6 protein-coding genes and 1 pseudogene are annotated in these 12650 nt (G+C 59.8%); 3 read left to right on the plus strand and 4 right to left on the minus strand.

Annotation, left to right across the window (positions count from 1 at the left end):
* Positions 1–1168, plus strand: a pseudogene (locus ACM6I7_RS04185) (hypothetical protein); the annotation flags it as partial.
* Positions 1169–1375: 207 nt separating this feature from the next.
* Here ACM6I7_RS04185 and ACM6I7_RS04190 read toward each other — a convergent pair.
* Complete coding sequence (locus ACM6I7_RS04190) at positions 1376–1750, minus strand: DUF6124 family protein (protein ID WP_414888009.1); 375 nt, start codon at positions 1748–1750, stop codon at positions 1376–1378.
* 701 nt (positions 1751–2451) lie between these two features.
* Between ACM6I7_RS04190 and ACM6I7_RS04195 the strand changes: the two genes are divergently transcribed.
* Positions 2452–3234 carry an endonuclease/exonuclease/phosphatase family protein gene (locus tag ACM6I7_RS04195; RefSeq protein WP_414888010.1) on the plus strand — a complete coding sequence of 261 codons (783 nt, stop codon included), beginning with the start codon at positions 2452–2454 and terminating at the stop codon, positions 3232–3234.
* Between the two features lie 268 nt (positions 3235–3502).
* Complete coding sequence (locus ACM6I7_RS04200; protein WP_414888011.1) at positions 3503–4573, plus strand: autotransporter domain-containing protein; 1071 nt, start codon at positions 3503–3505, stop codon at positions 4571–4573.
* 122 nt (positions 4574–4695) lie between these two features.
* On the opposite strand, the gene glgB is transcribed toward ACM6I7_RS04200, so the two are convergent.
* From glgB to ACM6I7_RS04215, 3 genes are all read right to left on the minus strand, one after another.
* Complete coding sequence (gene glgB / locus ACM6I7_RS04205) at positions 4696–6927, minus strand: 1,4-alpha-glucan branching protein GlgB (protein ID WP_414888012.1); 2232 nt, start codon at positions 6925–6927, stop codon at positions 4696–4698.
* Positions 6928–6929: 2 nt separating this feature from the next.
* The gene (treS, locus tag ACM6I7_RS04210) at positions 6930–10271 is read right to left on the minus strand and encodes a maltose alpha-D-glucosyltransferase (protein ID WP_414888013.1); all 3342 of its coding nucleotides are present in this window, start codon (positions 10269–10271) and stop codon (positions 6930–6932) included.
* Positions 10272–10461: 190 nt separating this feature from the next.
* The gene (locus ACM6I7_RS04215) at positions 10462–12459 is read right to left on the minus strand and encodes an alpha-1,4-glucan--maltose-1-phosphate maltosyltransferase (protein ID WP_115989883.1); all 1998 of its coding nucleotides are present in this window, start codon (positions 12457–12459) and stop codon (positions 10462–10464) included.
* Positions 12460–12650 lie beyond the last annotated feature (191 nt).

Raw genomic sequence — 12650 nt, forward strand, 5'->3', positions numbered from 1 at the left:
TGTGGCCGCTCACAGCTTCACCGCCATCGCGCTGTATGGCGGTGGTCAGGTGTCCGCAGCGTGGACGTTGACGGTGACGGCCAATAACCCACCGACCATCACCAAGGCCATCGACTCCAAAGGGGCAACGATTGTCAAAGGCGGATTCACCATCGATACCCAGATCACGTTGTCAGGGGCCGGGGCCAAAGGTCAGAAAGTCCAGATCAAGGACGGCACCACCGTCAAAGGTGAAGCGACGGTTAACCTGACGACCGGCCTGTGGGAACTGACCCTGACAGGCTTGAGCGTGGCCGCTCACAGCTTCACCGCCATCGCGCTGTATGGCAGTGGGCAAGTATCCGCGGCGTGGACGTTGACGGTGACGGCCAGTAACCCACCGACCATCACTCGTGCGGAGGACTCGAAAGGAGTTGAGATTCTCCCAGATGGCACGACCTTCGACACCACGGTCACGCTCAAAGGGAAAGGGGCTAAAGGTCAGAAAGTCCTGATAAAGGACGGCACCACCGTTAGAGGTACGGCCGACGTCGATCCACAGAGTGGTGACTGGGAGTTCACTGTGACAGCGCTAAGCGTCGCTTCCCATCCCTTCACCGCCACCGCGCTGTATGGCGGTGGGGAGGTATCGAATCCACCGCGAATTGTAGTCGTGGCCAATCTCGTTAACCTCGTCGAAGACTTTATGTCATATCCGCCAGCCGTGATCCTCCAAAACCCGGGAGACTCCAGGCAGGGTAACAACACTACAATAACGGTTAATGAAGTCATCGGGGCGGGACCAAAACAGTATCATGCGATTATCTTATGGGGTGCTGAACCTCCGAGGTTCGCACGAACTAGTTCAAGTACCAATACTAGTCAAAACATACTTTCGTACTCCTTAGCGCTTAAACAAGGAGGTGCCAAGAGTGTGATAATAAACGGAAGATATAGTGGAACTAATGGAGTTGGCCGCATGAAACTTGAGTTTCGAAGGAAAAACATTGTGATCGACTCGACAGTGCTCTACGAGGGAACCAGCAGTGGCATTTGGACTCCGATTTATAGAGAACTTGCTCCAGCTAACAGCCAAGTTTTCGATACACTCAAGTTTGAGTTCACGAAGCTGAGTTCATTGGAAGGGCACGGTTTATTTGACATTTATACGGTAACTTTCAAAAGTTAGCAATTTGCTTTTCCTTCAACTTGCAGTGGAAGATGCAGCCTGATCCGATTGAAATTATGGGTCAGGTATCTCTTGCGGCACTTTGAAAGAACGACGATCTGTAGGAGCTGCCGAAGGTTTGACGTTCGAACAATCTTTTGATTTTGTTTTTAAAAGCAAGATCAAAAGATCGCAGCCTTCGGCAGCTCCTACAGGGGGACCGGGCAGTTAGTTCGGCACGCGGCGGCCGTCCAGTACCCGGTTGACCATCAGTTCACTGAGCATGATCACCTGATGCAGCATCAGCATCGCCCGGCGCTGTGGGTTGTCGACGGTGTCGCCGATGTCGCGGGCCATGTCGCTGGCGGCGGCCAGGGATTCGCAGGCTTCGACGAGCAAGGTTTCTTCGTCCACGGTGGGGTCGATGAGGAAGATTCTGTTCGCCTTGCATGACGAGGTTGAAGGGATCGAGATCTTCAGGGCGCCGGGGTTGAGGTAGAAGTTGATGGCGCGGTCGGTTGCCGCTTTTATCTTCTGCGGGTCGAGGGCCGGGTCGTACGGGATCGGGTCGATGTCTGGGGGGTTGGGTGTGGCTTTGAACATAAATATCTAATTCCTGATTGAGGGCCGCGACCGTTCTCTACTAAAAGAAGGGTGGCGGCTGTGCACAGGTTAGTAGACCGGAGGAATTAGCAAGACCGGCGCGCTCGAGAGCGCCCTGCGCACAACCACCATCGAAGTGCAGGCAATAGATACGCCTGGCTCAATGGGACTCATGCACTTACTAAAACCATACGGGCTACTAAACCCGACCACCGATGGGCAGTGGCAGGGAAACGATATAGCGCAGGGTATGGTCGTGTAAGCCGGCGGATTCTGGCGTACGCGTAGGTAACGGCGCAAGGCGTTGTAGCCGTTATGGCGTAACGATTCGTGTACTTTAAACGTGGTTGCGGGGGTGCGTTTATTGTGTGTGGAGAACCGGGATTGCTCCTGTAGTTTTGATGGTGCCTGGCAGGCCGCTTTCGCGAGCAGGCTCGCTCCCACAGTTGGAACGAGTGCATTCAGTTGGGAGGTTGGTCGGCTTGTGAGCCGTCATCGCTGGCAAGCCAGCTCCCACAGTTTGACCGAGTGCATTCAGTCAGAGATTGGTCGATCGGGAGGCCGCTTTCGCGAGCAGGCTCGCTCACACAGGTTTACTGGTGGCTCTGGTGATTTGTATTACGGCCTGAGGCATCTGGAAGGAACTGCCCGCTCACAGACCAGTCGCATGAACAGGAAGCCGTTTTTTCAGAGGAGTGAACGTGTCCAGCGATCCCGAGCGTCACGCCGTAGACGCACCCGTCATCCATCGCCTGCGCGTGTTGACGGTCAACACTCACAAGGGTTTTACCGCCCTCAACCGGCGCTTCATCCTGCCGGAACTGCGCGAAGCGGTGCGCAGCACCTCGGCTGATCTGGTGTTTTTGCAGGAGGTGGTGGGCGAACACGAGCGACATTCCAATCGCTACCAGGAATGGCCGCAAACCTCGCAATACGAATTTCTCGCCGACAGCATGTGGAGCGATTTCGCCTACGGGCGCAACGCGGTGTACCCCGATGGTCATCATGGCAATGCCCTGCTGTCGAAATACCCGATCCGCGAATACCGCAACCTCGACGTGTCGATCACCGGCCCCGAGCGCAGAGGCCTGCTGCACTGCGTGCTGGACGTGCCGGGCCACGCCGAAGTGCATGCGATCTGCGTGCATTTGAGCCTGCTGGAAAGCCACCGCCAATTGCAGTTGCAGCTGCTTTGCCAGTTGCTCGAATCATTGCCCGACGATGCGCCGGTCATCATTGCCGGCGACTTCAATGACTGGCAGCTGCAGGGCAATGCCGCCCTCGCCCGCCGCGATTACCTGCACGAAGCGTTCGAACGCCACCACGGCCGCCCGGCCAAGACCTACCCCGCGCGTTTTCCACTGCTGCGCCTGGACCGCATCTACCTGCGCAATGCCAGCAGCCACGACCCGCAGATCCTTGGCAACAAACCGTGGACGCACTTGTCGGATCATTTGCCGCTGGCGGTGGAAGTGCATTTGTAAGCACAGACAATGACTTGGATATGTGCAGGAAAACAAACGCTTGCAGCGCCTCATTTAGCTGTACCGCTCATCGTGCAGTTTCTTGACGCATGGGCATCACTCTTCTTATCTCTACCTTACTACCCCCGGAATCACTAACCGGGGCGATCCTAACGGCACTCGCGAAATCGAGCGCCGCGGCTCGCCCCGCTCCATTCGGTCGCCCCTCGTTCGGGGTAGGAGAGACGCCAGAAAAGAGATCCCGCATGCGCTTGCAAGGTAGACCTCCATGAAAAGCTCATTCACCCCACAAGAGATCAAAGTGACGTTTTGCACAGTGTCGAGTTCGATTCTGCTGTGCTCATCCATGGAGGCGCAGGCCGGACCTGCGGCGGATGAAACCACTCCCTGGTATCGCCAGGACATGCCCGTTCTGACCCTGCCGGCGACCGTTGTCACCCCCGAGCCACAACGCCTGAGTCCACGTCCCGATTTGCGCGGCACCGACCTGATCACCGAAGATCTGGCGCCGGCAGCCTGGGACCGGTTGTACGGACAAAGCGCCCGGCAAGCGCAAACCGACGTGCTTTCGCCAGGTTTTGCCACGCCCGGCAACGGCGACTTCAAAGGCCCGCCCGTGCTCACCGTGCAAAGCGCCGGCGGTCACACCCAGACGCTCGGCCTGATTGGCGGATACAACCAGATCCAGGCCAACAGCGCCGGCCTGATCAGCAGCCGCGCCCTCGCCGATCCGACCACCGACACCCTGAACCTGCAAGGCCAGAGCCTCGGTGCTTATTACCGTCTGACTGGCGCGCAGGGCTGGCATGTCGACCTGTCGGCCAGCGGTGGCCGGGTCAGCGGTTTCAGTCGTAACGAACAAGGCGGGCGCCAGGCCACCGAAGGCAGTGCGATGACCTTCTCGGTCGAAGGTGGGTATCCGATCGGCCTGGGCGGCAACTGGGTGGTTGAACCCCAGGCGCAACTGATCAACCAGCGCATCACCCTCGACACGCCGTACGCGGGCTCCGGCAATGCGTCTTCAACGGATCTGTCGGCGTGGAGCGGCCGCGTCGGCGCCCGCCTCAAAGGCAGTTACGATGTGAACGGCCTGCCAGTGGAACCCTATGTGCGTACCAACCTCTGGCACACGGTGTATACCGGCAACACGGTGACTCTCGATCAGGTCGACAAGATCAGCAGCAGCCGCAAGTCATCAACGGTCGAGTTGGGATTGGGGTTGGTGGCGCGAGTGACGCCGGCGGTCAGCCTGTATGTCAGCGCCGATTACAGCAGCGACGTGGATGACAATGACTTGAACGGGTTGATTGGCAGCCTGGGGGTGCGGATGCGTTGGTGATTTCGGCTTGAGGGGCGATGGCCTCTGAGCTGAAGCCATCGCGAGCAGGCTCACTCCTACAGGGAGACGCATTCCAAATGTAGGAGTGAGCCTGCTCGCGATGACAGCGACGCGGTTGCGGATCAACCCTCCGGCTTGAGAATCAACACCGCCAGCGGCGGCAGATTCAGCTCCAGCGACAACGACTGGCCATGGCTCGGCACCTCTTCGGTAAACGCCCCGCCGCCATTGCCATAATTGGACCCGGCGTAGGTGTCGGCATCGCTGTTGAGCAGTTCGTTCCAGCGCCCGGCGAACGGCACCCCGACCCGGTACGACTGACGCGGCACCGGAGTAAAGTTGGCCACCACCAGCACCGGTTTTCCGTCCTTGCTCCAGCGCAGCCACGCGTACACGCTGTTGATCGCGTCATCGCCGATCAACCACTGGAAACCCTGCGGCGCATCATCCTGGTCGTGCAGCGCCGGCTCCTCGCGGTACAAACGGTTGAGGTCGCCGACCAGTTTCTGCACGCCTTTGTGTTCCGAGTATTGCAGCAGGTACCAGTCCAGTTGCTGATCGTGATTCCACTCGCGCCACTGGCCGAATTCGCAGCCCATGAACAACAGCTTCTTGCCCGGATGGGTCCACATGAAACTCAGGTAGGCGCGCAGGTTGGCAAATTTCTGCCAACGATCGCCGGGCATCTTGTCGATCAGCGAGTGCTTGCCGTGCACCACTTCGTCGTGGGAGATCGGCAGGATGAAGCGCTCGGACCAGGCGTAGACCAGACCGAAACTCAATTCGTTGTGATGGTGCGCGCGATACACCGGATCCTGCTGGATGTAGTGCAGCGAGTCGTGCATCCAGCCCATGTTCCATTTGTAGGCGAAACCGAGACCACCCTGCTGGGTGCTCTGACTGACGCCCGGCCAAGCGGTGGATTCCTCGGCGATCACCAGCGCCCCCGTGGCCTCCAGCTCGACCACGTCATTCAAGTGGCGGAGGAAATCGATTGCCTCCAGATTCTCACGCCCGCCGTGGCGGTTCGGCACCCATTCGCCGGCCTTGCGCGAATAGTCGCGATACAGCATCGAGGCCACCGCATCGACGCGCAGGCCGTCGATGTGGAAATGCTTCAACCAGTGCAACGCCGACGCCAGCATGTAGCCGTGAACTTCAGTGCGCCCAAGGTTGTAAATCAGCGTGTCCCAGTCCTGATGGAAGCCTTCCAGCGGGTTGCCATATTCATACAACGCCGTGCCGTCGAACTGCGCCAGACCGTGAGTATCTGTGGGGAAATGCGCCGGCACCCAATCGAGGATCACGCCGATATCGGCGCGGTGACAGGCGTCGACGAACTCGCCGAACTGCTCCGGCGTGCCGTAACGGGCGCTCGGGGCGAATTGCGAGAGCAACTGATAACCCCATGAGCCGCCAAACGGGTGCTCCATGATCGGCATCAGTTCGATGTGGGTGAAACCCAGTTCCTTGACGTAAGGAATCAGTCGTTCGGCCAGTTCCGGCCAAGTGTACTGGCGAGCGACTTCGCCCAGATCGTCCAGTTCGCACTGCCACGAGCCGGCATGCAATTCGTAGATCGACAGCGGCGCTGAATGCTTCTGCCGCTCGCGGCGGCCGCTCATCCAGTCCTGATCCTGCCAGTTGATCTGCAGCGGCGCGGCGACTTTCGAAGCGGTGTCCGGCGGCAGGCTGGTGGCCAAGGCCATCGGGTCGGCCTTCAACGGCAAGATGCCGTGAGCGCCGAGGATTTCGTACTTGTACAACTCCCCTGCTTGCAGGCGCGGAATGAACAACTCCCAGACCCCGGATGGATGCCGCAGGCGCATCGGATGGCGGCGACCATCCCACACGTTGAAATCACCGACCACCGACACCCGCCGGGCATTCGGCGCCCACACGGCAAAACGCACACCGTCGACGCCATCGACGGTGGTCAGTTGCGCGCCGAGGCAACTGCTGAGGTCGCGGTGATTGCCTTCAGCGAACAGATACAAATCCATTTCGCCGAGCAACTGGCCAAAGCTGTAGGGATCTTCCGCGACCTGTTCACCACCGGCCCAGCGCGTGCGCAGTAGGTACGGCCGCGCCTGATCGAAGTGACCGACAAACAATCCCGGTGTTTCGGTGTCTTGCAGTTCGCCGCGTTCTTCACCGCTGTCCTTGTCCAGCACTTCGACTTTCAATGCACCCGGCAGATAAGCGCGGATGAACTGCCCACCGGCACCATCACCGTGCGGGCCGAGAATGGAAAACGGGTCGTGGTGTTCAGCGCGCACCAGGGCGTCGATGTCCCGCGCCGCCGGCAGTAACGCTTCTTTAGCGTGACCCTGTTCCTTGTTCGAGAAACTCATGACTACTCTCCACCAAGATCGGAAAAGGGTTTAAGCCCCGTCAATAACCCATACAAACCGTGCAACGGCACGGGCAGCCACGTGGGACGATTTTCGGCTTCATAGGCCACTTCATAGGCCGCCTTCTCCAGGCCGAACAGCGCAAGCGCAGCGTCGGCACCCGCAGGATCCTGCCAGGCATGATCAAGACTAGCCGCCGCTTGGCGATATGCCTGAACAAATGCCTCGCGCGCCTCACGCAGGTAGCGCTCGGCAACGCGATGGCGGGCCGCTTCCGACTCTGGACTGTGATCGACGTTGTGCACGTTGATCGTCATCGCCGCCGCGTAATCGAAGGAGCGCAGCACGCCGCTGACGTCCTTGTACGGACTGTGTTTGCCACGCCGTTCGTGCAGCGGCCGCGCCGGTTCACCCTCGAAATCGATCAGATAGGCATCGCCCTTGATCACCAGCACCTGACCCAGGTGCAGGTCGCCATGCACGCGGATCCGCAAGCCGCCCACAGCTTTCTGCGCAAGTTCCTGCACATGGCCGAGGATGACTTTTTTGTTGTCCAGCAGCCGCGCGACCATTTTCTGATCCGCCGCGCTCAGATGACTCTGATGTTGCTTGAGCAGCTTCAACGCATGCTCGACCTGCGCCGCGACGTCCTTGCCAGTGGCTTGCGCCTCCTTGGCGCTGGTGGTTTGCGGGGCGAAGTCGGGGTTGTTGCTTGGCGCCGCCAGCACTTGGTGCATTTCACCCAGACGCTGGCCGAGCATGCCGGCAAAGTCCTTCAGTTCGCCGAGGGCGTTGTAATGCTGTTCCTGCTCGGACATCGCGTCCGCAAGTTCGTCACGCAACGCCCGTTCGAGGTTGTTCTGCGTCCATTCCCAGGCATCGCCCTGATTGCTCAGATAGCCTTGGGCGATCATCAACAGATTGTCTTCGCCCGCGCCATCGCGGCGGATCACCGAGCCGAGCAGCGGCGAGATGTTGGCGAAACCGGCCTCGGTCAGGTACGCGCTCATTTCCAGTTCCGGGTGAACACCCGAGGCCACCTTGCGGATCAGCTTCAGCACCAGACTGTTGCCGATTACCACCGAACTGTTCGATTGCTCGGCCGACAGATAGCGCACCTCGGATTCGGCACCGAGGCCGAGTTTTTCCAGCTGCGCGGTCGGCGCGAAACGAATCTCGCCCTGTTCGGAGTTGAGCACGGTGTTGCTCTGCATGCCTTGCAGCACCGCGTGGACAAACGTTTCGAGGCTGAACGCGTCAGTGATCAGACCGACCTGACGCCCGCGACGAACACGCGACAATGCCAGTTGCTGCGGCAACGCCGGCCCGACCTGATCTTCGGCGATGAAGCCGAACGGCAGTTGATAGCGGCTGGTCTGCCCGGCGCTGGTCACTTCGATCTCGCTGAGCAGCACCGGATGCTGCGCATCGCCGAAGCGCACGCCATAGGCCAGATTGACCTGCTCGATGGCCGCGTCCTTGCCGGCGAACCAGCGGCGGTTCTGCAGCCAGCTCGGCAGGATGCTCTGCTCCAGGGTGTTGCGGGTCGGCGTTTCGAGCAGTTCTTCCATGCGCTTTTTCAGCACCAGGGTGGTGAAGTCCGGCAGGCTCTGCGCCGGTTCCACGTGCCAGCTCGGCATCTGGTTTTCTGCAGCCAGGGCGAACCAGTAGAAACCGTACGGCGCCAGTGTCAGCAGGAAATTCAACTGGCCGATCGGCGGGAACGCATTACCGCCGAGCATCTCCACCGGGACCATGCCGACGTAGGCCGACAGATCGAGTTCCGCCGCCTGCGCGCTACGCGAGACGTTGGCCACGCAGAGAATGATTTCGTGATTGCCGTCAGCATCGGTGAACTCGCGGGTGTAGGCCAGAATCCGTCGGTTGCTCGGCGAGAGCATCTTCAGCGTGCCACGCCCGAACGCCTTGGACTGCTTGCGCACGGCGAGCATGCGTCGCGTCCAGTTGAGCAGCGAATGCGGATCGCCGGCCTGAGTCTCGACGTTGACGGAGAGATAACCGTATTGCGGGTCCATGATCGGCGGCAGCACCAGACTGGCCGGATCGGCGCGGGAAAAGCCGCCGTTACGGTCGATCGACCATTGCATCGGCGTTCGCACACCGTCGCGGTCGCCGAGGTAGATGTTGTCGCCCATGCCGATTTCATCGCCGTAATACAACGTCGGCGTGCCGGGCATCGACAGCAGCAGGCTGTTGAGCAACTCGACGCGGCGACGATCACGCTCCATCAACGGCGCCAAGCGCCGACGAATGCCGAGGTTGATCCGCGCGCGGCGGTCAGCGGCGTAGTAATTCCACAGGTAGTCGCGCTCTTTATCGGTGACCATCTCCAGCGTCAACTCATCGTGGTTGCGCAGGAAGATTGCCCACTGGCAGTTGGCAGGAATTTCCGGGGTTTGCCGCAGAATGTCGGTGATCGGGAAGCGATCTTCCTGGGCCAGCGCCATGTACATACGCGGCATCAGCGGGAAGTGAAAGGCCATGTGGCATTCGTCGCCGTTGACGCCCTCGGCATCGGTGTCACCGAAGTACAGCTGGGTGTCTTCCGGCCATTGGTTGGCCTCGGCCAGCAGCATGCGGTCCGGGTAATTGGCATCGATCTCGGCACGGATCTGCTTGAGGACATCGTGGGTCTCGGGCAGGTTTTCGTTGTTGGTGCCGTCGCGCTCGATCAGATACGGAATCGCGTCGAGGCGCAGACCGTCGATGCCCATGTCCAGCCAGTAACGCATCACCGACAGCACTGCTTTCATCACTTGCGGATTGTCGAAGTTGAGGTCGGGCTGGTGCGAATAGAAACGGTGCCAGAAGTACTGGCCGGCGACCGGGTCCCAGGTCCAGTTGGACTTTTCGGTGTCGAGGAAGATGATCCGGGTGCCGTCGTATTTCTGGTCGTCATCCGACCACACATAGAAGTCCCGCGCCGCCGAACCGGGCTTGGCCTTGCGCGCCCGCTGGAACCACGGGTGCTGATCCGAGGTGTGGTTGATGACCAACTCGGTGATCACCCGCAAACCACGCTTGTGCGCCTCGGCGATAAAACGCTTGGCGTCGGCCATGGTCCCGTAGTCGCTGTGTACGCCGCGGTATTCGGCAATGTCGTAACCGTCATCGCGACGTGGCGACGGATAGAACGGCAGTAGCCAGATGGTGTTGACGCCGAGTTCGGCGATGTAGTCGAGTTTGGCGATCAGGCCGGGAAAGTCGCCGATCCCGTCGTTATTGGAGTCGAAAAATGATTTTACGTGAACTTGATAGATCACCGCATCCTTGTACCAGAGCGGGTCTTTGATAAAGGTGGCTGCCTTGGGTTTCTTCGCCATGTGAAACTCCTGTTCAATTCTGTCAGACCACACGGATGCCCTGTGATGAGGGGCTCTGTGGTGAGGGGATTCATCCCCGACGGGCTGCGAAGCGGCCCTGCTTTTATTCAGTTTTACCCAGTTGTTCTTTGTGGCTGCTGCGCAGCCAGTCGGGGATAAATCCCCTCACCACAAGTTTTTGAGCAAGGTCTTACGCGGCAGTAATCCGCCAAATCCCGAACGGCTGGTACGCCGGGTCAATGCGCATGAACTGGTACTTGCCATGCCAGTCCCAGCGATGCCCGTTCATCAAGTCCTCACCGTGGGTGGTCGCGTCGTCAGGCAGGCCCATCTCCCACAGCGGCAGTTCGAAATTGGCTTCCTGCACGTTGTGCGGATCGAGGCTCACCGCCACCAGAATGAAATTGCTGCCGTCAAAGCTGCGCTTGCCGAAGTACAGAATGTTGTCGTTCCACGCGTTGTAGATTTTCAACCCCAGATGCGTGTGCAGCGCCGGGTTCTGCCGGCGGATGCGGTTGAGCTGGGCGATTTCGGCAATGATGTTGCCCGGCGCATTGAAGTCGCGGACGCGGATCTCGTACTTCTCCGAATCGAGGTATTCCTCCTTGCCCGGCACCGGCGCCGCTTCGCACAACTCATAACCGGAATACATGCCCCACAGGCCCGAGCCCATGGTCGCCAGCGCCGCGCGGATCAGAAACCCCGGCCGCCCTGATTCATGCAGGAACGCCGGGTTGATGTCCGGCGTGTTGACGAAGAAGTTCGGCCGGTAGCATTCGCGCCACGGCGACTCGTTGAGTTCACTGAAGTAGGTCGCCAGCTCCGACTTGGTGTTGCGCCAGGTGAAATAGGTGTAGCTCTGGGAATAACCGACCTTGCCCAGCCGCGCCATCATCGCCGGTGTGGTGAACGCTTCGGCGAGGAAGATCACTTCCGGGTGCAGCGCCCGCACATCGGCGATCAGCCATTGCCAGAACGGCAGCGGCTTGGTGTGCGGATTGTCGACGCGAAAGATCTTCACGCCTTCGTTGACCCAGCCGACCACGATATCGCGCAGCTCGACCCACAGACTGGGGATCGCATCCGGCGCATAGAAGTCGACGTTGACGATGTCCTGGTATTTCTTTGGCGGGTTTTCTGCGTATTTGATCGTGCCGTCCGGGCGCCAGTTGAACCAGCCCGGATGCTGCTTGAGCCACGGGTGATCCTGCGAACACTGAATGGCGAAATCGAGGGCGATTTCCAGACCATGCTCAGCGGCGGCGGCCACCAGCCGGCGGAAGTCTTCGCGGGTGCCGAGCTGCGAGTGAATCGCCTCATGGCCACCCTCCTCGCTGCCGATCGCGTACGGACTGCCCGGATCATCGGGACCTGCGGTCAGAGAATTGTTGCGGCCCTTGCGATGGGCGCGGCCGATCGGGTGAATCGGCGTGAAGTACAACACGTCGAAACCCATGTCCTGAATCATCGGCAGCCGCGAGTGCACGTCGTTGAACGTGCCGTGACGCTTGGGATCGTCGGTGATCGAGCGCGGAAACAGCTCGTACCAACTGGCAAACTCGGCCAGTTCCCGTTCGACATCCACCGGGAATTCGGCGCTCAGGCTCAGATAGGCACGGTGATCGGCCTGCGCCATCAATTGCGCACTGCGCGAGTGCAGAAACAGCGCCACCTGCTCGGTTTCGAGCAGGCCGGACAATTCATGATGCAGTGCGGCGAGTTGCTCGCTGAGCTGACCGTCGCTGCGCTCGGCGGCCTGCTGCACCATGCTGCGCCCTTCCTGCAGTTCGAGTGACACCGGGACGGCGGCGTTGTGCTTCTTCTCCAGCTCGTACTGAAAACTGGCGAAATGGTCGATCCACGCTTCGATGCAGTACAGATAGCGACCCTGGCGGTCGGGACGAAACTGCCCCTGCCAACTGTTATTGCCCAGCTCGTTCATCACCTCGCTATGCCAGGACTCTTCGCCCTCGGCACGCCAGCGGATGCGCACGGCCAGCTTGTCGTGGCCGTCGGCAAAGACCTTGCTGGTGACGATCACGTCGCGCTCGACGATCGACTTCACGGCAAACTGCCCGCCATCGAGGGTCGGCATGGTGTTTTCGATCACGATGCGCGGCAGCAGCAGCGCCTGCGACAGCGGCATGTGCGGGTTGTAGCTCTGCTCTGAAGGTTTTTCAGCAGACATTGAGCATCTCTCCTTAACGCCCCAAGGACGCTCTTGTGCCGGAACAGTGTTCACAATGAGGCACCCGCCCCGACTTGAACTCACTTAGGTTCCGAGCGACCGGCGCGGGGAAAAGTTCACAGGGATTTGCAAGGACAAAAAAGCGGATCGAATTCATCACACGGTGGTCAATCCACTTAAGCACTTCTCAC

The sequence above is a fragment of the Pseudomonas sp. IT-93MI4 genome, from assembly GCF_949767635.1.
Lineage (GTDB): Bacteria > Pseudomonadota > Gammaproteobacteria > Pseudomonadales > Pseudomonadaceae > Aquipseudomonas > Aquipseudomonas putida_A.